Below are 23,100 nucleotides of genomic sequence, written 5' to 3'. Positions count from 1 at the left end.
CGACCCCTCCGGGTTGGCGCGCTACTCGACAGGGTCGGTCGTGCTGCGACGCGTCGTCCTCGCACCGGATGCGGGGTCGACCGTGGTCTCGTGCGTCGACGAGCGACGACGGGCCATGAGGGCTCCGCCGATGATGACGGTGACCGCACCGGCCACCATGAGGATGTAGCCGACGGTGGAGAGCTCGATCCAGTCGAGGCTCACATTGACGGCGAAGGCGAAGATCGCGCCAACGGCAAACAGGAAGATTCCGAAACCAATGCTCATGACGTGGTCCTTTCGTTGTGACCCCGGTAGGAGCCGACTGAGACCGTAGCGCGGGCCGCGCCTGCTCGCGAGGGCCCCGACCCCGGGGGCGCAGGGCTTGGCGCTAGCCTGAGAGCGGCAGATCGGCACGGGAGTGCGGATCCTGCCCGTTGACTGAGAATTGCCTGATGGAGGCCCCATGACCCGCACCCGCACCCTCGACCTCGCCGTCATCGCCGGCGACGGCATCGGCCCCGAAGTCACCGCCGAGGCGCTGCGCGTCCTGCGCGCCGCCGTGGGCGACGAGGCGACGGTCACGCAGACCGACTACCCGCTCGGTGCCACGCACTACCTCGCGACCGGCGAGATTCTCGGCGACGAGACCCTCGAGAAGCTCGCCCAGCACGACGCCATCCTGCTCGGCGCCGTCGGCGGCGACCCGCGCGACCCGAAGCTCGCGGGCGGCATCATCGAGCGCGGGCTGCTGCTGAAGCTGCGCTTCGCCTTCGACCACCACGTCAACCTCCGGCCCACGCGCATCCTGCCCGGCGTCACCTCACCGCTCGCCGATCCCGGTGACGTGGACTTCGTCGTCGTGCGCGAAGGCACGGAAGGACCCTATGTGGGCAATGGCGGCGCGCTGCGCGTCGGCACGCCGCACGAGATCGCCAACGAGACGAGCGTCAACACCGCCTTCGGCGTCGAGCGCGTCGTGCGCTTCGCCTTCGCCCAGGCCGCCGCGCGGCGGGGGAGGCTCACGCTCGTCCACAAGACCAATGTGCTCGTCCACGCGGGAGGGCTCTGGCAGCGCATCGTCACCGCCGTCGCCGCCGAGCACCCCGAGGTGAGCGTCGACTACCTGCACGTCGACGCGGCGACGATCTTCATGGTCACCGACCCCGCGCGCTTCGACGTCATCGTGACCGACAACCTGTTCGGCGACATCCTCACCGATCTCGCCGCCGCGATCGGCGGCGGCATCGGCCTCGCCGCCTCGGGCAACCTCAACCCGAGCGGCGACTTCCCCAGCATGTTCGAGCCGGTTCACGGCTCGGCGCCCGACATCGCCGGCCAGCAGAAGGCCGACCCGACCGCGGCGATCCTCTCCGTGGCGCTGCTGCTCGAGCAGAGCGGGCTCGGCGAGGCCGCGGCCCGCGTGACGCGCGCCGTCGAAGCCGACCTCGCAGCGCGCGGCGCGACCCCGCGCAGCACCGCCGAGATCGGCGCGGCAATCGCGGAGGCCGCCGCGGCCTGAGCCGAGCATCCCGCACGGGCGTCACGCGGCAGCCCGGAGTACGCTAGACCAACGCTTCACCGGCGCGCAGTCGCGCCGCCGTCAATCTGCCGAGGACACACCATGACGATCTCGCTGCCCCTAGCCCAGAAGGACCTCACGTTCGCGGTGACGCGCAACGAGTCCGCGGTGAGCGACGCCGATCGCGCGGCGATCCTCGCCAATCCGGGCTTCGGCAAGACCTTCACCGACCACATGGTCGACGTGTGCTGGAGCGAGCACGGCGGCTGGCACCGCCCGCGCGTGCAGCCCTACGGCCCCATCGCCCTCGACCCCGCGGCGAGCGTGCTGCACTACGGCCAGGAGATCTTCGAAGGGCTCAAGGCCTACCGGCACGCCGACGGCTCCATCTGGTCGTTCCGCCCCGACGCCAACGCGCGCCGCATGCAGGCCTCCGCGCGGCGCATGGCGCTGCCCGAGCTACCCGAGGAGTACTTCATCGAGTCGCTGCGGCAGCTCGTCGCCGTCGACGGCGACTGGGTGCCCACCGCGCCCGAGACGAGCCTGTACCTGCGGCCCTTCATGTTCGCCAAGGAGGCGTTCCTCGGCGTGCGACCGGCCCACAAGGTCGCCTACTACGTCATCGCCTCGCCGGCCGGCGCGTACTTCCCGGGTGGGGTGAGCCCCGTCTCCATCTGGCTCTCCACCGAGTACTCGCGCGCGGGCAAGGGCGGCACGGGCGCCGCCAAGACGGGCGGCAACTACGCCGCCTCGCTCGTCGCGCAGGCCGAAGCCGCCGAGCACGGCTGCCAGCAGGTGCTCTTCCTCGACTCCGTCGAAGGCCGCTACCTCGAAGAGCTCGGCGGCATGAACATCGTGCTCGTGAAGCGCGACGGCACACTCGTGACGCCGCAGAGCGCATCGATCCTGCCCGGCATCACGCGCGACTCCGTGCTGCACCTCGCCGAAGACCGTGGCCACACGGTCGAGCGCCGCCAGGTCTCGATCGACGAGTGGCGCGAGGGCGTCGCGAACGGCGACATCGTCGAAGCGTTCGCGTGCGGCACCGCCGCCGTGATCACGCCCATCGGCATGATCTCGGCCCGCGACTTCACGATCGGCTCGGCCGACGCTGAGCCCGGCGAGCTCACGATGTCGCTGCGCGAGGAGCTCACCGACATTCAGTACGGTCGCCGACCCGACCCGCACGACTGGATGCTGCGCCTGGATGCCTGAGCACGAGTTCGCCCGCATGCCCAGCTGGGCGCAAGCGGGCACTCTGGCGGTCGTCCTGCTGCTGGGCACCGTGCTCGGCTTCATCGGCACGTTCTTTCATCAGTCGCTGCCGCCGATCGGGCTCATCGTCGCCCTCGGCACGGTCGGGCTGTTCCTGGCGGGGCTGCGTAGCTGGGCATCCGTGCGGTCGCCTGCGGCGACCGGCGCACTCGGGGTCGCCGGCATGAGCGCGATCCTGAGCCTGCCGGTCGGCGGCACGGTGCTCGTGCCCGCCAACGCCGTCGGCCTCGCCTGGACCTTCGGCGTTGCGCTCATCGCCCTCGTCGTGATCGCGTGGCCCGACCCTGCACGGCTCTCACGGCTTCGGGCCGTTACCATGGAGGGGCCCGCCGAAGAGAAGGACTCGACTGCACCGTGACCTACGTCATCGCCCTCCCCTGTGTCGACCTCAAGGATCGCGCCTGCATCGACGAATGCCCCGTCGACTGCATCTACGAGGGCGACCGGATGCTCTACATCCACCCCGACGAGTGCGTCGACTGCGGCGCCTGCGAGCCCGTGTGCCCCGTCGAGGCCATCTACTACGAAGACGACACCCCCGAGAAGTGGGCCGACTACTACACGGCCAACGTCGAGTTCTTCAAGGAGATCGGCTCACCCGGTGGAGCCGCCAAAGTCGGCGTCATCCACTACGACCACCCGATCGTGGCCGCGCTGCCGCCGCAGCAGCAGTAGCCGTACCGGTGGGTATCGCGTTACCCGACTTCCCGTGGGACTCGCTCGCGCCCCATGCGGCCCGCGCCCGTGAGCACGCCGACGGAATCTGCGACCTCTCCGTCGGCTCGCCCGTCGACCCGACCCCCGACGTCGTGCGCGAGGCCTTGCGCGCGGCGACGGATGCCCACGCCTACCCGCAGACGACGGGCACGGCCGAGCTGCGCGCGGCGATCGTCGACTGGTACGCGCGCCGCCGCGGCGTGAGTGGCCTCGACCCCGACGCGGTGCTGCCCACGATCGGCTCGAAAGAGCTCGTGGCGTGGCTGCCGCTCCTGCTCGGGCTCGGGCCGGGCGACGCCGTCGTGCACCCCCAGGTCGCCTACCCCACCTATGCGGTCGGTGCGGCCCTCGCGCGTGCCACGGCTGTCGCGGCCGACGACCCCGCGCTGTGGCCCGCCGAGACGCGCCTCGTGTGGCTCAACAGCCCGGGCAACCCCACGGGCGCCGTGCTCGACGTCGACGCCCTGCGCACCGCCGTCGCGCGAGCCCACGAGCTGGGCGCCGTCATCGTCAACGACGAGTGCTATGCCGAACTCGGGTGGGAGGGCGCGTGGGCGGACGCGCCTGCGCCGAGCATCCTCGACCCTCGCGTCGTCGGAGACGGCCCCGCGACCGGCGTGCTCAGCGTCTACTCGCTCAGCAAGCAGTCGAACCTCGCCGGCTATCGCGCCGCCTTCCTCGCCGGCGACGAGCAGCTCGTGCGCAGCATCCTGCAGGTGCGCAAGCACGCCGGCCTCATGCCGCCCGCGCCCGTGCAGGCCGCCATGATCGCCGCCCTCGGCGACGACGCCCACGTCGCCGAGCAGAAGGAGCGCTATCGCGCCAGGCGGGATGCCCTCGCCGCCGCCGTGCGCACCGCGGGCCTGCGCATCGACCACTCCGAAGCCGGGCTGTACCTGTGGTGCACGCGCGACGAGCCCGCCCTCGACACCGTCGCCTGGTTCGCCGAGAAGGGCATCCTGGTCGCCCCCGGCACCTTCTACGAGGGCGAACAGTCGCGCCATGTGCGCCTCGCCCTCACCGCGAGCGATGAGCGCATCACTGCGGCCGCCGCGCGCTTGGTCTCATCCTCCAACGACTGAGCGTCTCCGTTGGCGGGTGGCGCACTGGCTCCCATTTGCGCCTAGGCTGTAAGCGGGCCCTCCCCGCACGCCACCACACCCGGCGCGCAGCGGAGAGCCCTCTCCCCAGAACCGTCCCACGCGGCCACACGACCGTTGCGGACACGTCCAACCCGGACACGACCAACGCGAGGAGGCGCAGTGAGCGACGCCGATCAGAAGGCCACCCTGCAGTTCCCGGGAGGAACCGCGGAGTTCCCGATCCTGACGAGCGTCGACGGCGCTTCCAGCATCGACGTCTCAACGTTGACGAAGCAGACCGGGCTCACCGCGCTCGACTACGGCTTCGTCAACACCGCCTCGACGCAGAGCGCCATCACCTATATCGACGGCGACAACGGCGTGCTGCGCTACCGCGGCTACGCCATCGAGGATGTCGCGGCCAACGCCTCCTTCCTCGAAGTGGCCTGGCTGCTCATCTATGGCGAGCTGCCCACGCCCTCCGAGCTCGACGCCTTCGACTCGCGCGTGCGCCGCCACACGCTCCTGCACGAAGACCTCAAGCGCTTCTTCGACTCCCTCCCGCACCAGGCGCACCCCATGTCGGTGCTCTCCTCCGCGGTCTCGGCGCTCTCGACCTACTACGGCGACTCGCTCAACCCGCACGACCCCGAGCAGGTGGAGATCTCCACGATCCGCCTCCTCGCGAAGCTGCCCGTCATCGCCGCCTACGCGCACAAGAAGTCGGTCGGGCAGGCCTTCCTGTACCCCGACAACTCGCTGAGCTTCGTCGACAACTTCCTGCGTCTCAACTTCGGCACGATGGCCGAGCCGTACGAGATCAACCCCGTGCTGTCGCAGGCGCTCGAGCGGCTGCTCATCCTGCACGAGGACCACGAGCAGAACGCCTCCACCTCGACGGTGCGGCTCGTCGGCTCGACGCAGGCCAACCTCTTCGCCTCCATCTCGGCGGGCATCAACGCGCTCTCGGGCCCGCTGCACGGAGGCGCGAACGAGTCGGTGCTGAGCATGCTCGGGCGCATCCGTGACAGCGGCGAGAGCGTCGAGCGGTTCGTGGAGCGCGTCAAGAACAAGGAGGACGGCGTCAAGCTCATGGGCTTCGGGCACCGCGTCTACAAGTCGTACGACCCGCGCGCGAAGCTCGTCAAGGAGAGCGCGGATGCCGTGCTCGCCGACCTCGGCATGAGCGACCCGCTGCTCGACATCGCTCGCGAGCTCGAGCAGATCGCGCTCGCCGACGACTACTTCATCGAGCGCAAGCTGTACCCGAACGTCGACTTCTACACGGGCGTCATCTACAAGGCGATGGGCTTCCCGACGCGCATGTTCACGGTGCTCTTCGCGATCGGGCGCCTACCCGGCTGGATCGCCCACTGGCGCGAGATGAACGACGACCCGCGCACGAAGATCGGCCGCCCCCAGCAGCTGTACACGGGTTCGGCCGCGCGCGACTGGCCCCAGCGCTAGCAGCACCGCACCGCGACCTACGCGTGCAGGGCCTCGTTGAGCTGCACGCCCGCTCCCGTGCGGGGCAGCACCTCAACGGCTCCCGTGAGCGAGTTGCGGCGGAACAGCAGCCCCGCGACCCCGCTCAACTCAGCAGCCTTGACGGCGCGAGGCAGGCCATCCGGCCCGGTCGTTCCATCGACCACGTAGACCTTCTGGCCGGCGGTCACGTAGAGCCCCGCCTCGACGACTGAGTCGTCGCCGAGCGAGATGCCGATGCCGCTGTTGGCGCCGAGCAGCGCGCGCTCGCCGATCGCGATGCGGTGCGTGCCGCCGCCCGAGAGCGTGCCCATGATCGACGCGCCGCCGCCGATGTCGGTTCCGTCGCCCACGACGACGCCCTGGCTGATGCGGCCCTCGACCATGGAGGCGCCGAGGGTTCCGGCGTTGAAGTTGATGAAGCCCTCGTGCATGACCGTCGTGCCGGGCGAGACGTAGGCGCCCAGGCGCACGCGGGAGGCGTCGGCGATGCGCACGCGCGGCGGCGTGACGTAGTCGAGCATGCGCGGGAACTTGTCGATGCCGAGCGGCGAGAGGCCCGCACGCTGCAGTCCGGGGCGCAGCGCGTCGAGGTCGTCGGGGTGCAGGGGGCCGCCCGTCGTCCACATCACGATCGGCAGGTGGCCGAAGACGCCGTCGAGGTTGATGCTGTTCGGCAGCACCAGCCGGTGGCTGAGCAGGTGCAGGCGCAGGTAGGCGTCGGGGGTGGAGGCGGGGGGCGCATCCAGCTCGATCTCGACCGTGCGGGCCTCGAGGCGCACGCCGCGCCGCTCGTCGTCACCCTGCAGGCGGGCGATCTCGGCGGGGACGATGTACGGGTCGCGGCCCTCCGGCAGCGAGCCGAGGTGCGGTTCGGGGTACCACGTGTCGAGCACCTCGCCGTCGCTCGCGCGCACCGTCGCGAGGCCGTAGCCCCAGGCGTGGGTCGGCGCGGTGCCGTCGGCGGGGGTGTCAGTCGCGGTGGGGGAGGTGCTCGAGGCCATGACCCCAGGCTACCGGGGCGCCGAACTAGGCTGGGCGACGTGACCGCCACCCTTCCCGTGCGCGCCGGCGTCGTCGGCCTCACCCGCGCCCTGTGCGACCTGCCCAGCGTCTCCAGCGATGAACGGATGCTCGCCGACGCCCTCGAGGCGACGCTGCGAGCCGAGGCGCCCCACCTCGAGGTCACGCGCGACGGCGACGCGGTCGTCGCCCGCACGCAGCTCGGGCGCGCGCAGCGGATCATCGTCGCCGGCCACATCGACACCGTGCCCATCAACGACAACCTGCCGACACGGCTCGAGGGCGACGAGCTCACCGGCACCCTGTGGGGGCGCGGCACGGTCGACATGAAGGGCGGCGTCGCGGTCGCCCTCGCCCTCGCGGTCGAGCTCACCGAGCCCGTGCACGACGTCACGTGGGTCTGGTACGACCACGAGGAGGTGGAGGCGACCCTCAACGGTCTCGGCCGTCTCGCGCGCACGCACCCCGACCTGCTCGCGGCGGATTTCGCGATCCTCGGCGAACCCTCGAACGGCGTCGTCGAGGGCGGCTGCAACGGCACCGTGCGCGTCGAGCTGCGGGCCTCCGGCCGTCGGGCGCACTCGGCGCGGTCGTGGATGGGCGTCAACGCGATCCAGGCGCTCGCACCGGCGCTCGCCGCGCTCGCCGCCTACGAGCCGGCGACCGTGGAGGTCGACGGGCTCGCCTACCGCGAAGGGCTCAACGCCGTGGGCGTGAGCGGGGGAGTGGCCGGCAACGTCATCCCCGACGCGGCCGTGCTCACCGTCAACTACCGCTTTGCGCCCGACAAGACGGTCGCGCAGGCGCTCGAGCACGTGCGCTCGGTGCTGCTGCCTGCTGATGCAGACACCGAGGGCCTCGAGATGATCGTGACCGACGAGTCCTCCGCCGCCCGGCCGGGACTGGATGCTCCGCTCGCGCAGCACTTCGTCTCAGCGGTCGGCGGCACCCCAGCGCCCAAGTACGGCTGGACGGATGTCGCGCGCTTCGCCGAGCTCGGCATCCCGGCCGTCAACTACGGTCCCGGCGACGGGTCGCTCGCGCACGCCGACGACGAGCGCGTGCCGGTCGAGCAGATCCGCGCGTGCGAGCGGGGCCTTCGAGCGTGGCTGAGCGGGCAGTAGCGGTTCCGGCCGTCGGGCACGCAGCCGAGCGCCTCGCCACCGCCCTCGGCCGGGTGCCGTGGTGGGCGTGGGTGCTCGCGGTCTACAGCGCGTCTCGGGTCGTGACCACGAGCATCCTCATGGCGTTCGCGGCCCGGCAGGAGGACAACCCGTGGACGGAGGCGAGCCCCGGCTACCTCGACTTCGCGCGCCTGTGGGACGGCCACTGGTACTGGATCATCGCCGCCGTCGGCTACCCCGACGAGATCCCGCGCGACGACGACGGCCTCGCGCAGGAGAACGCGTGGGCGTTCATGCCCGTCTACCCGATGCTCGTGCGGGCGGGGCTCGGTCTCACCGGCGGCGGGTCCGCCATCGACTTCGCGGCGGTCGCCGTGACGATCTCGGTCGTTGCGGGCGGCGCTGCGGCGCTGCTCTTCCACGCCCTGCTGCGGCGCTGGATGAGCGCGGGGGCGGCGATGCTCGGCACGGCGCTGTTCTGCGTCGCCCCGCTCTCCCCGATCTACCAGGTCGCCTACGCGGAAGCGCTGCACCTGGCGCTCCTCTTCCTCGCACTCCTGCTTGTGCTCGAGCGGCGGTGGGCGCCCCTCGCGGTCGTCGTGACGGTCATGGCCCTCACTCGCCCGAGCGGGCTCGCCTTCGCGCTGCTGCTCACGCTGGTCTGGCTGTGGCGGTGGCGTCGGGCGCGACGCGGCATCGAACCGTTCGGGATGCGGGAGCGCGTCACCCTGCTCAGCGTCACCGCCGTCGCCGGTTTCGCCGGCCTCGCGTGGCCGGGCATCGTCGCCCTCGCCACCGGCGACTTTCTCGGATACACCGACACCGAGCTCGCCTGGCGCCGACCGTACATCGGCGACGTGCACCTCGTGCCCTTCACCCCGTGGTGGCAGGGCGCGCAGTGGTGGCTCGGCGACGTGCTCGGGCCGGTCGCACTCGTGACGGTGCTGCTGCTCGCGGCATGCGCGTTCGCCCTCCCGGCGATGCGGCGCATGCCCGTGGAGCTGCGCTGCTGGATCGTCGCCTACGCGCTGTACCTGCTCGCAGTGTTCTTCCCCCAGTCGAGCACGTTCCGCCTGCTCGTGCCGCTCGCGCCCGCTCTCGGGGCGATCGCGCTCGGCATCGTGAGCGTGGGGAACGGGACGCTCGGGCGGCGGCTGCCGCGGGCCGCGGTGGGGCCGGTGCGCGGGGTGCTCGCGGTGCTCGCGATCGCGATCGGCATCGCCGGGCAGGTTCTCTGGGTGCACCTCGGCTGGTGGGTCGACGCCTACGACTGGACCCCGCCGTGACCCGCGCGACGCTCGACTGCGGCCCCGATCATCCCCTCGATTTAGGCAATGTCGGCGGATGCGGGATAATAGAGGGGAAGTCTCATTGAAAGGGGATACCACCATGGCAGCCATGAAGCCCAGGACCGGAGACGGACCGATGGAGGCTGTCAAGGAGGGTCGCCTCATCATCGTGCGCGTGCCCCTCGAAGGCGGTGGACGCCTCGTGGTGTCGGTCAACGACGCCGAGGCGCAGGAGCTGCACGACGCGCTCGCCGCGGCGATCTCCTAGCGCACCCTCTCCCGAGCGCGCGCTCTGTCGAGCGCACCACCACCCGGCGCGCCTCGTCGTCGCTCGGTTCAGCACGCGGGCGCCGATACGGGCCTGGCTCGTTACTCGGGCACGGTGAGGATCTGCAGCAGTCCGTCTCCCACGGGAGACACCGCGATGCGCACGGCAGGCGAGTCGCGCAGCTCGCGCAGCAGCCCGCGCAGCTGCGCCGTCACGCCGTCGCGCTTCGCCGGCTCGGGCACGAAGTCGCGCCACAGCGCGTGCGGTACGAGCACGAGCCCGCCGACGCGGACGAGCCGGATCGCGTGGGCGATGTAGTCGAGAATGTTCGCGGCGTCGCCGTCGACGAGCACGACGTCGTAGCTGGCCTCGTTCATGCGCGGCAGCACCTCGAGTGCACGTCCCGTGATGAGGCGCACGCGCGCGGCGGGATGCCCGGCATCGGTGAACGCAGTGCGCGCGACCTCGTGGTGGTCGGCCTCGAGGTCGATCGACGTGAGGTGGGCGTGCGGCGCGCCGTTGAGCATCCAGAGCCCGCTGACGCCGAGACCGGTACCGATCTCGATGATCGACTGGGCGTCGACTGCGCCGCAGAGCAGGGCGAGCTGAGCCCCCGTGGCGGGACTCACCGCGTCGATGCCCTGCTCGACCGACTGCGCGCGGGCGCGCGCGATCACGTCGGGTTCGACCGTGGTCTCTTCGACGTACTTCCAGGACAGTTCTTTGCTCGGCACGCGCACTCCTCGTTGCGCCCAGCCTAGGGCGAAGACTCGGTCTCGCCGGGCTATTGTCGAGGGGTGTCCCTAGGCCTGACGTTCGAGAAGCTTCTGCTGATCGGTCTCATTGCCGTGCTCCTCATCGGCCCGGACCGTCTGCCGATGTATGCGGCGCAGTTCGGGCGGCTCGTGCGGTCTCTGCGCGACATGGCGAGCGGGGCGAAGGATCGCATGCGCGAGGAGATGGGCCCCGACTACGACGACATCGACTGGAAGAAGCTCGACCCGCGCCAGTACGACCCGCGTCGCATCGTGCGGGAGGCGCTCCTGGAGGATGAGGAGAAGCCGGTCGCGCCGACGGTGTCGGTACCGAAGCGCGAGTCGGCCTATGCCCAGCGTCAGCGATTGATCCGCGAGGGCAAGCCGGCTCCGTTCGACCTCGAGGCCACGTAGAGCTGTAGGCCCGGCGCCTGACTGTGCGCCTAACCGTGCGTACCGCTGCGCGCCCGACCGTGAGCCTCGCCCCGCTGCGCGCCCGCCTGTGCGCCTGACCGTGGGCCCGCTGTTCGCCCGACCGTGAGCCTCGCCCCACACGCGGCCTAGCGGACGCCCACGATGCGGTGGCTGGCGGCGACGCGCTCGCCCTCGGCGCGCAGCAGGTCGAGCACGCGCCGCACGCTCGGGCGCTCAGCGCGGTCGGCCCGCAGCAGTGCCGAGATCTGCCGTTCGGCGGGAATGCCGACGAGAGGTCGGGTGGCAATCTCGGTGCCGTGGCTGCGCGTCGTGAAGCGGGGCAGGATCGCGAGGCCGAGCCCCGCGGCGACGAGTCCCTCGACGACGAGGTTGTCCATGATGCGCTGCACGATGCGCGGCTCGCGCCCGACGGCGGCGCCGAGCGCGTCGAGCCAGCGATCGTACGGGTAGCCGACGGGCGCGCCGATCCAGGGGTAGTCGGCGACGTCGGCGGGGCTCAGCACGCTCTTCTCGAGCAGCGGGTGGCCGGCGGGCAGAGCCACGTCAAACGGCTCCGTCATGAGGTGCACGGTCGTGAGCCCGCGCTCGTTCCAGTGCGAGGGCACGCCCTGCGAGTCGGCGAGCACGATGTCGAAGTCGGGGGTGAGCTCGGCGAAGTCGGCGAGGGGGAGGTCCTGGTCGGTCACGAGCAGGCGCAGCGCGGGCTCGCTCTCGAGCGCGCTCAGCGCGCCCGGCAGCAGCATCTGTCCCGCGGTCGGGAAGGTGCTGAGCGTCACCGTGCCGGTCGGGGTCTGCTTGTACTCCGACCACAGGGCTTCGGCTGACTCGATCGCGACGGCGATTCTGCGCGCCGTCTCGGCAAGGGCGCGTCCCGCTCCGGTGAGCCGGATGCCCCGCCCCTCCTTCTCCGTGAGGGGCACACCCGCTTCGGCCTCCAGCAGCTTGAGCTGCTGCGAGACGGCGGATGCGGTGCGGTGGGTCGCGGCGGCCACGGCCGTGATGGTGCCCCGGTCGGCGAGTTCGCGGAGCAGTTCCAAGCGGCGCACGTCCATGTAGAGAAACTACACGCTACGTGTAGTAACTATCGATTGTGCTAAAGAAAGCGATGCGCTGGACTGGGCACTGTTCAGGACAGAACACGAGCCCGTCACGAGTGGCTCAGCATCACCGAGAACACTGCACAGATCACCACACAGATCATCGAACAGATCACCAGACCGAAGGAGCACTCCCCATGATCGTCGCCATTCTCACCGCCGCCCTGGCAGTCGCCGCCATCACTGCGACCGTCGTCGTGACGGTGCGCGATGGCTACCGTCGGGTGCCCGTGCGCTTCGTCTAGATCGACCCGGCCGGGTCGACACGGCTAGATCGACCTCGCTCGATCCACCCGGCCCCGCCGGCGGTGAGCCCTCTGAGAGTGATGGAGCGACTCGGCTACCGCGGGGTGACGGTGAGCGGCCGCCCGGCCAGTCCACGCCCGCGCTCGATCACACGGTCGGCGAGGTCGCGGATCGCCTGGGCGGCCGCATCTGTCTCGCCAGGTGCGTCGTCACCGGCCAGCACGATCGGCCGACCGGCATCGCCACCCTCTCGGAGGGCCAGGCTCAGGGGCACGCGCGCGAGCACGTCGACGTCGAGTCTCGCCGCGGTCTCATCGCCGCCGCCCGAGCCGAACAGGTCGAGCACGCTGCCGTCGGGCTGCACGTAGCCGGTCATGTTCTCGACGACCCCGATGACCGTCTGGCCCGTCTGCCGGGCCACGAGCGCCGACCGTTCGGCGACATCGGCGGCCGCCTTCTGCGGCGTCGTCACGACGAGCACTTCGGCGTGCGGCAGCAGCTGCCCGATCGAGATGGCGATGTCGCCCGTGCCGGGCGGCATGTCGATGACGAGAACGTCGAGATCGCCGAAGTACACGTCGGTGAGGAACTGCTCGACCGTGCGATGCAGCATCGGGCCGCGCCACGAGACGGAGGTGTGCGGGTCGACGAACATGCCGATCGAGATGACGGCGAGACCGTGCACGCGCGGCGGCATGATCATCTCGCCGACGCGGGTCGGCTTCGCGTCGGCAATGCCGAGGATGCCCGGAATCGAGAAGCCGAACACGTCGGCGTCCATGAGCCCGACGCGCAGCCCGCGCTGAGCGAGCGCGACGGCGAGGTTGGCGGTGACGGTCGACTTGCCGACACCGCCCTTGCCACTCGTCACGGCGATGACGCGAGTCAGAGCATCCGGAGTGAAGGGGTGGCCGCGCGGCCGGTCGCCGCGCAGGCGGTCGATGAGCGCATCCCGCGTCGCCCGATCCATGACGCCCACGTCGAGGGCCACGTCGTCGATGCCGTCGACCGAGGATGCTGCCGTGCGCACGTCGCGCTCGATGCGGTCAGCTGCGGGGCAGCCCACGATCGTGAGCCGCAGCTGCACCTCGGCGCGGGTCGTGCCGTCGGCGACTGTGCTCACGGTGACACCGTCGATCATGTCGAGCTCGGTCACCGGGCGGCGGATCTCCGGGTCGATGACGCGCTCGAGGGCTGCGAGGACGCGCTGCTCGAGGGCGCTCGCTGAGGACTCCGCCGTCACCGGGACGTGCCCTCGCCGTGCTCGGAATCAGTCGTGTCGTCCGGCTCGCGATCGAGTTCGTCGAGCAGGGCGCGCAACTCGGCGCGGATGAAGTCTTTCGTCGCCACCTCTTTCATGGCGAGCCGCAGCGAGACCACCTCGCGGGCGAGGTACTCGGTGTCGGCGAGGTTCCGCTCGGCCCGCTGACGGTCCTGCTCGATCTGCACGCGGTCCCGGTCGTCCTGCCGGTTCTGGGCGAGCAGGATGAGCGGGGCCGCATACGAGGCCTGGAGGGACAGGATGAGGGTCAGCGCGGTGAAGCCGAGCGCGAGCGAGTCGAAGCGCAGTCGTTCCGGGGCGAGCACGTTCCACGTGATCCACGCGGCGACAAAGACAGACAGCGCGAACAGGAACCACGGGGTTCCCATGCCGCGGGCGACAGCCTCGGTGAAGCGGCCGAAGCGGTCGCGGCTCGAGAACCTGGGCAGGAGCCCCGCTCGGAGACCCTTGGGAGCGGAGAGGCTGCGCGAGTCGCGCGTCGCGCGCCGACGGACGGCGTCCTTGTCGCGCGCGGTCATCGACGATCACCCGGACGATCACCAGGCGGCGTGCCCGTGCGGGGCGGGTCGGTGGGAGGTGTCTCGGGAGCGACGACGGGAATCGCCCGCGTGGTGGGGTTCGCGGTGCTGAACCGACCGGGAGCGGGATGCTCGCCCACGGTGGCACGGCGGTCGCGCGCGGGCGCCGTCGACCCGGGCGCGCGGCCCCGAGCTTTGCCGCGTGCTGGGGGGCGCGGGGGTGCGGGGGAGTGCTCGTCGGTGCTGCGCCAGTCGTCGGGCAGGAGGTAGTCGAGCACGTCGTCGATCGTGACCACGCCGACCAGTCGACGGGTCTCGTCGACGACGGGCAGCGAGACGAGGTCGTAGCTCGCGAGGCGGCGGGAGACTTCGGCGGCTGAGGTCTCGGGCGTGACCGGCTCGATGCCCTGGTCGAGGAGAGTGCCGAGGCGTTCGTGCGGCGGGTAGCGGAGCATCCTCTGGAAATGAACCATGCCGAGGTAGCGGCCCGTCGGCGGCTCGTATGGGGGGAGGGTGACGCAGATGGCGGCGCCGATCGCGGGCGCGAGCTCGTGGCGACGGATGAGGGCGAGGCCCTCGGCAACGGTCGCGTCGGCGGAGACGATGATCGGCTCGGTGGTCATGAGCCCGCCGGCGGTGTCGGCGTCGTAGGAGAGCAGGAAGCGGACGTCTTGCGCCTCCTCGGGCTCCATGAGGTCGAGCAGGGTTTCACCGCGCAGGACGGGCAGTTGGGCGATGAGGTCGGCCGCGTCGTCGGGCTCCATGTGGTCGAGCACGTCGGCGGCGCGCTCGTCGTCGAGGCGCGTGAGGAGGGCCACCTGGTCGGCTTCGGGCATCTCTTCGAGGGCGTCGGCGAGGCGCTCGTCGGGCAGCTCTTCGGCGACTTCGAGGCGGCGGCCGTCGGGCAGTTCGAGGAGTGTGGCCGCGAGGTCTGCGGGAAGGAGGTCGTTGTACTCGGCGATGAGCTTCTCGGCGCTCTGCGGCTCGGAGCGGTTGGTGACTTCGATGACGTCGCTCCAGCGTGCGAAGACGCTCTGCCCCTTGGTGAACGGGGCGGGCACGGAGCGGGGCTTGCGCAGGAAGAGCTGCTCGACGGCCCATTCGCCGGGGCCGGACTCTTCGATCGCGACGTCTTCGATGACGGCGGTGCCGTGCCCTTCGCGGAAGCGCACCGTGCGGCCGACGAGCTCAGCGAGCACGCGCACTTCGCCACCGCGCTGCTCGAAACGGCGCAGGTTGATGAGGCCGGTCGTGATGATCTGGCCGCTGCCGATGCTCGTGACACGACCGATGGAGAGGAACACGCGCCGACGACCGGGCACTTCGACGATGAGACCCACGACGCGGGGCGATTCGGTGGGTCGGTAGACGACGAGGACGTCGCGCACCTTGCCGACCCGGTCGCCTGCGGGGTCGAAAACGGAGCACCCGTTGAGCCGGGCGACGAAGACAGTCGAGGCGCTCACGGCTAAACCTTATCGTCGCCCTGTCACAATGGTCTGGTGAGCAACCAGAGTCCGTTCAGCCGTCGCAGTGCCGCGCCGTTGAGCGTGCCGCGAGGGGACGTGCTCGGCAGCTACGACACGTACCCGGAAGCCCAGAGCGTCGTGAACCGTCTCGCGAAGGCGGAGTTCCCCGTGAAGGGTCTTGCGATCGTCGGCCACGACCTGAAGACGGTGGAGCGGATCGGGGGGCGCCTGAGCTACGGCCGTGCGGCACTGTCTGGCGCGTTGAGCGGTATCTGGTTCGGCCTGTTCTTCGGTCTGCTTCTGTTCCTGTTCTCGCCGGAGCCGGACTTCTCGTTCATTCTCGCGGCTGTGTTCATCGGTGCGGGGTTTGGAATGCTCCTGGGTCTCGTCTCGTACGCGTTCGCGCGTCGTCGCCGCGATTTCGCGTCGCAGCAGCAGGTGCTGGCGTCGTCGTACCAGGTGATCATCGACCCGATGCAGACCGCTCGTGCGCGGACGGTGCTCGCGGGCGGCAATCCGGATGCGCCGGTCTCCCTCACGGAGTCCCCGCGCGGTCAGCACGCCTCGCCAACGTCCTCGCCAACGTCCTCGGCAACTTCCTCGGCCTCGAGCCCGGCCGACGCTCCTGCCGACGCCCCGCCCTCCGATTCGGGCCCGGTCGACGCGCCCGCCGAGAAGCGCGACTAGTACTCGCGCGCGCAGCTCACCCCGCCGAGGGCGCGCTGCCATTCCTTGCTCCTGCTGGGCATGGGGCGAGGTCTCTGCTGTGGGTCGACGGTCGCGGGTGGCACGAGTTCGTACTCCCGTGACCTCCCGACTCTGGTGATGCGCCAGCCGTGGTCGTGCAGCAGCAGGTGATGGTGTCGGCAGAGCAGGATTCCGACGTCGACGTCGGTGCGACCGTGATCGCGTTCCCACTCGTCGATGTGGTGCGCTTCGCACCAGCTCGGCGGTCGCTCGCAGCCGGGCCAGCGGCATCCGCCGTCGCGGGCCGCGAGGGCGACGCGCTGGCGGGCGGTGAAGAGGCGCTGCGACCGGCCGACATCGAGCGGCTGACCGGTCGAGCCGATGAGGATCGGGGTCTGCACGCCGCCGCACAGCAGCCGCTGCACGGTCGGGAGCGCGACGACGGTGCCCTCGGGGCTGCCCGTCGCAGGTTCGAGAGAGCCTGCGCCCTCACCCCGCGCGAGGTCAGCCGCGGTGACGAGCACGCGCACCTGCGGGGCACCCGTGCCGAGGATCATGCTCGAGTCGGCGTCGGCTCCCGCGGCGAGCAGGTGCACGAGGGCGTCTGAGGTGTACTGCTCGGGCGTGCGCTCATCCTCGGCGATGCGTGCAGCCTTCTCAGCGTCGGCATCGTTCCTCGCGCCGACCGTCTCGACGAAGTGCACGCCACGTCGTTTCGGGGTGGTCGCTCGTTCGACAAGCTCACGAACCTGTGCGGCGGATTCCGGGTCGAGCATCCACGTCGCACGCGTCATGCCGTCTGGCAGCGTCCACAATCGGAATGACCGCGCATCTCTCTGTGCGCGCTCGCGATCGACGAGTGCGGCCGTATCGAGCTCCTCGCGCGCGTGGCGAGCAAGCCGCAGCAGTCTGTCGACGTCGAGGTGCGCAGCCGCCTCCACGACCCGGGCGACGGCCGACCGAAGTGCGTCCGGCGCCACCGACTCATCGATGCCGTCGAAGGCGCCACGAATCACGTCGAGCGCGCCGATGCTGATGCTGCCCGCGCGCAGCGCCTGCAACGCCGCGGTCAAGTAGGGGGCAACCACCGGCAGGTCGTCAGTGCCGGCCTCACGCCCCGCACTGGAGTCGGGTGCGACGAGCAGCCGACCCGTGTTCACCGCTGCAACAGCGTCGCGCCGGGACTCCCCGGTCGTGACACGCACGAGCTCTTCGACCGTGCGATGCCCCGAGCGCTGGGCAAGCCCGTCGTGAGCGAGTTCTGGGCGCGAGCGGCGGGCCAATTCCCCCGCGAAGAGTGCGGTTCGGGCATCCAGCAGTCGATGCGCCTTCGCCCCGAGTTCGGTGACGGCGAGTAGATCTTCATCCCCGAGGGCGCGCAGCGCGGCTGCGTCGAGAGGTGCGCGCTCGAGCTCCGCCACGAGGGCGGTGAAGTGCTCGAGGGGTGCGGGGAAGGTCATGCATTCATGCTCCCATCGAACATACGTTCGAACAAGAGGTATGAGGAAATCTTGGGATAACTCGCGTGGAGCGCCGCCTGTGGAGGAGAGGATGCACCCTCAGCGCGATCTACCGGCGTGCAGCAACCTCGCGCATCCACGCCTCGACCTCATCCGCCGTGCGCGGAATCCCCGCCGACAGACTCTCGACCCCATCAGCCGTCACAACCACGTCATCCTCGATGCGCACACCTATCCCACGAAGCTCAGACGGCACCGTCAGATCGTCCGGCTGAAAGTACAGCCCCGGCTCGATCGTGAACACCATGCCCTCTTCGAGCACGCCGTCGAGGTACAGGTCGCGCCGCGCCTGCGCGCAGTCGTGCACGTCGATGCCGAGATGGTGCGAGGTTCCGTGCACCATGTACCGCCGGTGGTACCCGCCCGACGGCTCCAAAGACTCAGAAGCACTCACGGGCAGCAGCCCCCACTCGGCGGTGACGCGCGCGATGACGCGCATGGCTTCGGCATGAACATCCCTGAACCGGATGCCCGGCCTCACGATCGCGAACGCCGCGTCGGCCGCCTCGCGCACGGCCTCGTACACCCGCCGCTGCACCTCGGTGAATTGGCCGGAGACGGGCAGGGTGCGCGTGATGTCGGCCGTGTAGTAGCTGTCGAGCTCGACGCCGGCGTCGATGAGGATGAGGTCGCCCGGCACGACGGGCCCGTCGTTGCGCGTCCAGTGCAGGATGCACGCGTGCGGCCCGCTCGCGGCGATCGTGTCGTAGCCGACCGTGTTGCCTTCGGCGCGGGCGCGCCGGTTGAAGGTGCCTTCAACGAGGCGCTCGCCGCGGGGGTGCGCCACGATCTGCGGCAGGTCGGCGATGATGTCGTCGAACCCGACCTGGGTGGCGTCGACGGCACGGCGCATTTCCGCGAGCTCGAACGAGTCTTTGACGAGACGCAGCTCGCTGAGGTCGCGCGCGAGCTCGTCGTCGCGCGCCGTGTCGACCTCGGCCGTGCCGGGCTCGGCGCCGGCGTGCAGGATGCGCGCAGCATCCAGTCGGTCGGTCAGCGACGGCTCTGCCTCGCGCACGATCAGGGTCTCGGGGCCGTCAGCATCGAGGGCGTCCCACACGGCGTCGAGCGCGCTCAGCGGCCGAGCGTCGAGCCCGAGGTCGGTCGCGACGTCGTCGACCGAGGGCCGCGGCCCCGTCCAGAACTCGCCGACGGCGGGGTTGGCGTAGAACTCGTCGGAGTCGCGCCCGGCCGCCTCGCGGAAGTACAGCACGGCCTCGTGCCCCTCGGCCCCGTCGGCGTGCGGCTCGAGCACGAGCACACTGCCGGGCACGGCGTCGCTGCCCCACCCGGTGAGGTGCGCGAAGGCGCTGTGAGCGCGGTACGGGTAGTCGGTGTCGTTGGAGCGCTGGCGGGCGTCGCCGGCGGGCACGAGCAGCCGCACCCCCGTGTACAGACCGCTCAGGCGAGCGCGTCGTGCCGCGGCAAAGGGCGCCTGCTCGCGCGGCCCGCCGATGCCGGTCGCGCGCTCCGCCCACCCGGTCGAGATGTACTGCTGGAAGGCGTCGGAGCGCGGCGTCGTCGACCGGTTCTCGGTCGCGCGCGGGGGCGCTTCGGTGGTCTCGGTCTCGCTGGCTGCGCTGAGTTCGGTGTCGGCCATGCGCCCATTCTGGCACCGGATGCTCAGGGCCGGCCCGGAGCATCCACCCAGTTCTTCCGCCACCCGCCTCAGAGAATCAGGCGCGCGACGATCGGCCGGTGGTCGCTGCCCGTGCCGTCCTCGGTGGTGATGACGCGGAAGCCGGTGACGGTGATGTCGTCGGTGACCATGATGTGGTCGATGGGCGCGCCGAGGATGGCCGGGAGGCGGGTGGGCCACGTGCCGACGGCGCCGTTGCCGGTGAGGAGGCCCGCGTCGAGGCAATCGCCGAGGCCGAGGCGCAGTGCCCCGCCGGAGTCGCCGCCGATGGTGCGGAAGTGGTCGGCGGTCGCGTTGAGGTCGCCGGCCAGGATGGTCTGCTCGCCGCGGCAGATGCCGTTGATCCAGTCGAGGTCGGCGCGCCAGTTGGCGAGCTGGCTGGGCAGCGGAGCCACCGGGTGCACGCCGATGATGGTGGGGCCGTCATGGCCGTCGGGGCGCAGCACCATGCTCGGCAGCACGGTCGTGTTGCCGACGCTGTCGTCGACGACGTACTCGCCGATCGCGGCGGAGACGAGGACGGTCGTCGAACGCGCTTTGGCGATGTAGTCGAAGGCGAACGAGTACACCCACATGGGTCGGCCGGCAGCACGCAGGCCTTCGGCGACCTCGACGCCCGTCTCCTGACTGGTCTCGGGCAGCACGATGATGTCGGCCTGCTCGTCGAGGGCGAGCTGCGTGATGCGGTCGGCGCCGGGGGCGTCGCCGAGGGTGTTCCAGCTGAGCACGGAGAGTTCGGCAGGTGCCCGGGTCGGGAACGACTCGTTTCCGAACCCGCGCGTCGACAGCACGGCGACGTTGATGGCGGCAAAGATGAGCGCGAGCAGGGCGAGCGAGGCGAGGAAGCGCCGGGCGCCCCGCCAGAGCATGGCGATGAGGGCGAGCGTGAGCGCCCCGATGATGGCGAGCGCGGCGCTCAGCGCGCGCAGCGAGACGAGCTGCGCGACGACCGGGGCAGCGGAGAGCCCGAACAGGCTCGGCCACGCGATGACGAGCAGCGCGGCGGCCACGCCGAGCAGCACGGCGGCGGAGACGACTCGGCGGATCATGACTCGGCGAGCCTATCCCGGCGACCTGATGGTATCGCCCGCACACCGCACCGAATGTCCCAGCCCGCGCCACCTACGATTAACCCCATGCCCCGCGGCCCGATCGACCTGCACACGCACAGCAGCGTCAGCGACGGCACCGAGACACCCACGCAGTTGATCCGCGCGGCCGTCGAGGCGGGCCTCGACACGATCGCGATCACCGACCACGACTCGACGGCGGGGTGGGACGAGGCGCTCACCGCGGCGAGCGGCACGGGCATCCAGATCATTCGGGGCATGGAGCTCAGCACGCGGTACGAGTGGCGCAGCGTGCACGTGCTCGGCTACCTCTTCGACCCCAACGACGGCGAGCTCGTCGCCGAGACGGCCCACATCCGCGCCGACCGCCTCGGCCGGGCGGAGCGCATGGTCACCAACATCGCGCGCGACTACGACGTCAGCTGGGACGACGTGCTCGCGCAGAGCGGAGGCGACAGTATCGGCCGCCCCCACATCGCCGACGCGCTCGTGGCGCGCGGCATCGTGCGCACGCGCAGCGAGGCCTTCGCGTCGATCCTGCACTTCACGGGCGGCTACTACCTGCCGCACGAGGCGCCCACGGTGCTCGACGGGGTGCGCATGATCACCGAGGCCGGGGGAGCCGCGGTGCTCGCCCACCCGGCGACGCGCGGACGCGAGGCGGTCGTCGACGACCGCGGCATGGCGGTGCTCGTCGAGGCGGGGCTCGTCGGGCTCGAGGTCGGCCACCGCGAGAACACGCCCGACGGCCGCGCCCGCCTACGCGAGCTCGCCGCGCAGTTCGACCTCGTCGTCACCGGGTCGAGCGACTACCACGGCGAGGGCAAGCCCAACCGCCTCGCCGAGAACACGACCGAGCCCGAGGCGCTCGAGCGCCTCATCGCGCGCACGCGCGGCGTGCCGCCCCTGCGGGCGTAGGGCGGGCGCGAGGCGAGTCACGCCGATTGTGACAAGACACGCGAAACGTTCGGCGTGGTGTGTCACAAACGGCGTGGCTGGGTGCGCTCGAGCGGCAACGTGCGCCAGTGGTGTCGCGCGCCACTGAGTCAGGGCACCTACCTCGTCGGCTCGGCCTCCGTGTGCAACGGCGTCTGCGCGGCGATCTGCCCGGTCGTCGCGGGTGGCTCGGCCGGGATGACGCGGCGGATGAGCAGCACGACCGGCAGGGCGAGCGTCACGATGATCGCGCCGACCATGAAGGCGAGCTGGATGCCCGGCACCGAGACCTCGCTCGCCACGCTGCTCGGCCCACCGGCGGCAGCCGCGACCGAGATGAAGAGCGCGATGCCCGCAGCCCCCGAGACCTGCTGAATGGTGCCGACGATCGCCGAGCCGTACGAGTTGAGCTCGGGGCGGATCGCCGACAGCCCGTTCGTGAGCAGCGGCGTGAAGAGCAGCGCGAGGCCCATGCTGAGCCCGATGTGCGCGGCGGTGATGAGCCAGAGCGGCGTCGACGCCGAGAGGAACGTCATGCCCCACATGGCGACGGCGAGCAGGATCGCTCCGCTGAGGGCGAGGCCGCGCGGCCCGACGGCGTCGTAGCGGCGCCCGATGAGCGGCGCGATGAGCCCCTGCAGCAGCGCTCCCGGCAGGATGAGCAGGCCCGAGACGAGCGGGCTCAGATCGAGCACCTGCTGCACGTAGAGCGGGATGAGGATGATCGCCCCGAACAGCGCCATCGACGCGACCGACACGGTGATGATGGAGAGGGTGAACTGCCGCGCCTGGAAGGTGCGCAGGTCGAGCAGAGCGCGCTCCCCGCGGCGCTGCAGCACGAGCTGGCGCCAGACGAACACCGCGAGCCCGAGCATCCCGATAGCAATCGCGATGATCGCGGTCGTCGTCGCTTCGCTGACCGCGGATGCTCCCGCCTCGCCGCCCGCGCCACCACTCTGCCCGGCCTCGCCGAGCAGGCTCAGCCCGTAGACGAAGCCGCCGAACCCGATCGCCGAGAGCGGCACCGAGAGCACGTCGAGGCGGCCCGGTTGCGGCTCGCCCACGTTGACGACGCGCAGCGCGCCCAGGGTCAAGGCCGCGAGCGCGATCGGCAGCATGACGATGAACAGCCAGCGCCAGCCGAGCGAGTCGAGGATGAGGCCGGACACGCTCGGCCCGAGCGCGGGCGCGACGGCGATGACGATCGAGATGCGCCCCACGATGCGGCCGCGGATCTGCGGCGGCACGAGCCCGAACACGGTCGTGAACAGCAGCGGCATCATGATGGCCGTGCCGCTCGCCTGCACGATGCGCGAGATGAGCAGCATCTCGAAGCCGGGGGAGAGCGCGCCGAGGAGCGTGCCGAGGCTGAACAGGCTCATCGCGACGATGAACATGGGCCGCGTCTGGAAGCGCTGCAGCAGGAAGCCCGTGATCGGGATGATGACGGCGAGGGTCAGCATGAAGGCCGTCGTCAGCCACTGCGCCATCGCCGCCGTGACGCCGAGGTCGTCGATGAGCTCAGGGATCGCGACGCCGAAGAGCGTCTCGTTGAGGATCACCACGAAGGCGGAGACGAGCAGGAGCGAGATGACGAGGCTGTGCCGGGCATCCATCGTCGGCCGACCGGCCGGAGAGGTGCGCGCGGCGGGCGCTGCGGGGGGAGAGGCCACCGCGAGGTC

The 23,100-nt window shown here is 70.9% G+C and carries 23 protein-coding genes; 12 read left to right on the top strand and 11 right to left on the bottom strand.

Going from position 1 to position 23,100, the window contains the following annotated elements; genetic code table 11:
- Window positions 1-21: 21 nt before the first annotated feature.
- Window positions 22-267 (bottom strand): DUF6458 family protein, encoded by a 246-nt coding sequence (locus tag FK219_RS00475; protein WP_152581935.1) that lies wholly within the window; start codon window positions 265-267, stop codon window positions 22-24.
- Between the two features lie 178 nt (window positions 268-445).
- Between FK219_RS00475 and FK219_RS00470 the strand changes: the two genes are divergently transcribed.
- The 6 genes from FK219_RS00470 to FK219_RS00445 all read left to right on the top strand — a co-directional run bounded on the left by FK219_RS00470 (window position 446) and on the right by FK219_RS00445 (window position 6,042).
- Window positions 446-1,501: a 3-isopropylmalate dehydrogenase gene (locus FK219_RS00470; protein ID WP_152581934.1), complete on the top strand. Its 1,056-nt coding sequence runs from the start codon at window positions 446-448 to the stop codon at window positions 1,499-1,501.
- A 102-nt stretch (window positions 1,502-1,603) separates the two neighbouring features.
- A complete protein-coding gene (locus FK219_RS00465) occupies window positions 1,604-2,716 on the top strand; it encodes a branched-chain amino acid aminotransferase (RefSeq protein ID WP_168212347.1) in 1,113 nt (370 codons plus the stop codon).
- A complete protein-coding gene (locus FK219_RS13530; protein WP_152581933.1) occupies window positions 2,709-3,134 on the top strand; it encodes a hypothetical protein in 426 nt (141 codons plus the stop codon). Before FK219_RS00465 ends, FK219_RS13530 begins: the two co-directional genes overlap by 8 nt.
- Window positions 3,131-3,451 carry a ferredoxin gene (gene fdxA / locus FK219_RS00455; RefSeq protein ID WP_152581932.1) on the top strand — a complete coding sequence of 107 codons (321 nt, stop codon included), beginning with the start codon at window positions 3,131-3,133 and terminating at the stop codon, window positions 3,449-3,451. The genes FK219_RS13530 and fdxA overlap by 4 nt, the downstream gene beginning before the upstream one ends.
- Window positions 3,452-3,459: 8 nt before the next feature.
- The gene (gene dapC, locus FK219_RS00450) at window positions 3,460-4,575 is read left to right on the top strand and encodes a succinyldiaminopimelate transaminase (protein ID WP_152581931.1); all 1,116 of its coding nucleotides are present in this window, start codon (window positions 3,460-3,462) and stop codon (window positions 4,573-4,575) included.
- 180 nt (window positions 4,576-4,755) lie between these two features.
- Window positions 4,756-6,042 (top strand): citrate synthase, encoded by a 1,287-nt coding sequence (locus FK219_RS00445; RefSeq protein ID WP_152581930.1) that lies wholly within the window; start codon window positions 4,756-4,758, stop codon window positions 6,040-6,042.
- A 17-nt stretch (window positions 6,043-6,059) separates the two neighbouring features.
- Here FK219_RS00445 and dapD read toward each other — a convergent pair whose 3' ends face one another.
- Window positions 6,060-7,064 (bottom strand): 2,3,4,5-tetrahydropyridine-2,6-dicarboxylate N-succinyltransferase, encoded by a 1,005-nt coding sequence (gene dapD / locus FK219_RS00440; RefSeq protein WP_152581929.1) that lies wholly within the window; start codon window positions 7,062-7,064, stop codon window positions 6,060-6,062.
- A 39-nt stretch (window positions 7,065-7,103) separates the two neighbouring features.
- On the opposite strand from dapD, the gene dapE reads away from it, so the two are divergent.
- The 3 genes from dapE (at window position 7,104) to FK219_RS00425 (ending at window position 9,764) form a co-directional block, all read left to right on the top strand.
- Window positions 7,104-8,207, top strand: coding sequence for a succinyl-diaminopimelate desuccinylase (dapE, locus tag FK219_RS00435; RefSeq protein WP_152581928.1), 1,104 nt, complete (start codon window positions 7,104-7,106; stop codon window positions 8,205-8,207).
- Entirely contained in the window at window positions 8,189-9,493 is a 1,305-nt protein-coding gene (locus FK219_RS00430) for a hypothetical protein (RefSeq protein ID WP_328821546.1), read from the top strand. The genes dapE and FK219_RS00430 overlap by 19 nt, the downstream gene beginning before the upstream one ends.
- A gap of 103 nt (window positions 9,494-9,596) precedes the next feature.
- Window positions 9,597-9,764, top strand: a complete 168-nt coding sequence (locus tag FK219_RS00425) for a DUF3117 domain-containing protein (RefSeq protein WP_152581927.1) — start codon at window positions 9,597-9,599, stop codon at window positions 9,762-9,764.
- A gap of 101 nt (window positions 9,765-9,865) precedes the next feature.
- On the opposite strand, the gene FK219_RS00420 is transcribed toward FK219_RS00425, so the two are convergent.
- Window positions 9,866-10,498 carry an O-methyltransferase gene (locus FK219_RS00420; protein ID WP_152581926.1) on the bottom strand — a complete coding sequence of 211 codons (633 nt, stop codon included), beginning with the start codon at window positions 10,496-10,498 and terminating at the stop codon, window positions 9,866-9,868.
- A 63-nt stretch (window positions 10,499-10,561) separates the two neighbouring features.
- Between FK219_RS00420 and FK219_RS00415 the strand changes: the two genes are divergently transcribed.
- A complete protein-coding gene (locus FK219_RS00415) occupies window positions 10,562-10,933 on the top strand; it encodes a sec-independent translocase (RefSeq protein WP_152581925.1) in 372 nt (123 codons plus the stop codon).
- A 146-nt stretch (window positions 10,934-11,079) separates the two neighbouring features.
- Here FK219_RS00415 and FK219_RS00410 read toward each other — a convergent pair whose 3' ends face one another.
- The 4 genes from FK219_RS00410 to FK219_RS00395 form a co-directional block, all read right to left on the bottom strand.
- Entirely contained in the window at window positions 11,080-12,006 is a 927-nt protein-coding gene (locus FK219_RS00410; RefSeq protein ID WP_152581924.1) for a LysR family transcriptional regulator, read from the bottom strand.
- A 385-nt stretch (window positions 12,007-12,391) separates the two neighbouring features.
- Window positions 12,392-13,540 (bottom strand): Mrp/NBP35 family ATP-binding protein, encoded by a 1,149-nt coding sequence (locus FK219_RS00405; RefSeq protein WP_152581923.1) that lies wholly within the window; start codon window positions 13,538-13,540, stop codon window positions 12,392-12,394.
- On the bottom strand, window positions 13,537-14,097 hold the full coding sequence (locus FK219_RS00400) for a DUF1003 domain-containing protein (protein WP_152581922.1): 561 nt from the start codon (window positions 14,095-14,097) through the stop codon (window positions 13,537-13,539). The genes FK219_RS00405 and FK219_RS00400 overlap by 4 nt, the downstream gene beginning before the upstream one ends.
- Window positions 14,094-15,563 (bottom strand): magnesium transporter MgtE N-terminal domain-containing protein, encoded by a 1,470-nt coding sequence (locus tag FK219_RS00395; RefSeq protein WP_152581921.1) that lies wholly within the window; start codon window positions 15,561-15,563, stop codon window positions 14,094-14,096. The genes FK219_RS00400 and FK219_RS00395 overlap by 4 nt, the downstream gene beginning before the upstream one ends.
- Window positions 15,564-15,599: 36 nt before the next feature.
- On the opposite strand from FK219_RS00395, the gene FK219_RS00390 reads away from it, so the two are divergent.
- The gene (locus FK219_RS00390) at window positions 15,600-16,253 is read left to right on the top strand and encodes a general stress protein (protein WP_210416739.1); all 654 of its coding nucleotides are present in this window, start codon (window positions 15,600-15,602) and stop codon (window positions 16,251-16,253) included.
- Here the strand turns inward: FK219_RS00390 and FK219_RS00385 are convergent.
- The 3 genes from FK219_RS00385 to FK219_RS00375 form a co-directional block, all read right to left on the bottom strand.
- Window positions 16,250-17,713 (bottom strand): HNH endonuclease signature motif containing protein, encoded by a 1,464-nt coding sequence (locus tag FK219_RS00385; RefSeq protein ID WP_152581920.1) that lies wholly within the window; start codon window positions 17,711-17,713, stop codon window positions 16,250-16,252. The genes FK219_RS00390 and FK219_RS00385 overlap by 4 nt on opposite strands.
- 109 nt (window positions 17,714-17,822) lie before the next feature.
- Window positions 17,823-19,373, bottom strand: a complete 1,551-nt coding sequence (locus FK219_RS00380) for an aminopeptidase P family protein (protein WP_152581919.1) — start codon at window positions 19,371-19,373, stop codon at window positions 17,823-17,825.
- A gap of 68 nt (window positions 19,374-19,441) precedes the next feature.
- Entirely contained in the window at window positions 19,442-20,461 is a 1,020-nt protein-coding gene (locus FK219_RS00375; RefSeq protein ID WP_152581918.1) for an endonuclease/exonuclease/phosphatase family protein, read from the bottom strand.
- Between the two features lie 87 nt (window positions 20,462-20,548).
- Here FK219_RS00375 and FK219_RS00370 point away from each other — a divergent pair, with 87 nt between their 5' ends.
- On the top strand, window positions 20,549-21,400 hold the full coding sequence (locus tag FK219_RS00370) for a PHP domain-containing protein (protein ID WP_152581917.1): 852 nt from the start codon (window positions 20,549-20,551) through the stop codon (window positions 21,398-21,400).
- Window positions 21,401-21,537: 137 nt separating this feature from the next.
- Here FK219_RS00370 and FK219_RS00365 read toward each other — a convergent pair whose 3' ends face one another.
- Window positions 21,538-23,091: a DHA2 family efflux MFS transporter permease subunit gene (locus tag FK219_RS00365; RefSeq protein WP_328821545.1), complete on the bottom strand. Its 1,554-nt coding sequence runs from the start codon at window positions 23,089-23,091 to the stop codon at window positions 21,538-21,540.
- Window positions 23,092-23,100 lie beyond the last annotated feature (9 nt).

Origin of the sequence: Microcella pacifica, assembly GCF_009371975.2 — a bacterium.
Lineage (GTDB): Bacteria > Actinomycetota > Actinomycetes > Actinomycetales > Microbacteriaceae > Microcella > Microcella pacifica.
Note: the sequence above shows the minus strand (reverse complement) of the source record. Positions and strands in the feature narration are given on the sequence as shown.

What these genes read in the sequence shown, in the direction of transcription:
- FK219_RS00475 (WP_152581935.1), bottom strand. Translation starts at nt 267, where the DNA reads ATGAGCATTGGTTTCGGAATCTTCCTGTTTGCCGTTGGCGCGATCTTC.
- FK219_RS00470 (WP_152581934.1), top strand. Translation starts at nt 446, where the DNA reads ATGACCCGCACCCGCACCCTCGACCTCGCCGTCATCGCCGGCGACGGC.
- FK219_RS00465 (WP_168212347.1), top strand. Translation starts at nt 1,604, where the DNA reads ATGACGATCTCGCTGCCCCTAGCCCAGAAGGACCTCACGTTCGCGGTG.
- FK219_RS13530 (WP_152581933.1), top strand. Translation starts at nt 2,709, where the DNA reads ATGCCTGAGCACGAGTTCGCCCGCATGCCCAGCTGGGCGCAAGCGGGC.
- dapD (WP_152581929.1), bottom strand. Translation starts at nt 7,064, where the DNA reads ATGGCCTCGAGCACCTCCCCCACCGCGACTGACACCCCCGCCGACGGC.
- FK219_RS00425 (WP_152581927.1), top strand. Translation starts at nt 9,597, where the DNA reads ATGGCAGCCATGAAGCCCAGGACCGGAGACGGACCGATGGAGGCTGTC.
- FK219_RS00410 (WP_152581924.1), bottom strand. Translation starts at nt 12,006, where the DNA reads ATGGACGTGCGCCGCTTGGAACTGCTCCGCGAACTCGCCGACCGGGGC.
- FK219_RS00400 (WP_152581922.1), bottom strand. Translation starts at nt 14,097, where the DNA reads ATGACCGCGCGCGACAAGGACGCCGTCCGTCGGCGCGCGACGCGCGAC.
- FK219_RS00385 (WP_152581920.1), bottom strand. Translation starts at nt 17,713, where the DNA reads ATGACCTTCCCCGCACCCCTCGAGCACTTCACCGCCCTCGTGGCGGAG.
- FK219_RS00380 (WP_152581919.1), bottom strand. Translation starts at nt 19,373, where the DNA reads ATGGCCGACACCGAACTCAGCGCAGCCAGCGAGACCGAGACCACCGAA.
- FK219_RS00375 (WP_152581918.1), bottom strand. Translation starts at nt 20,461, where the DNA reads ATGATCCGCCGAGTCGTCTCCGCCGCCGTGCTGCTCGGCGTGGCCGCC.
- FK219_RS00370 (WP_152581917.1), top strand. Translation starts at nt 20,549, where the DNA reads ATGCCCCGCGGCCCGATCGACCTGCACACGCACAGCAGCGTCAGCGAC.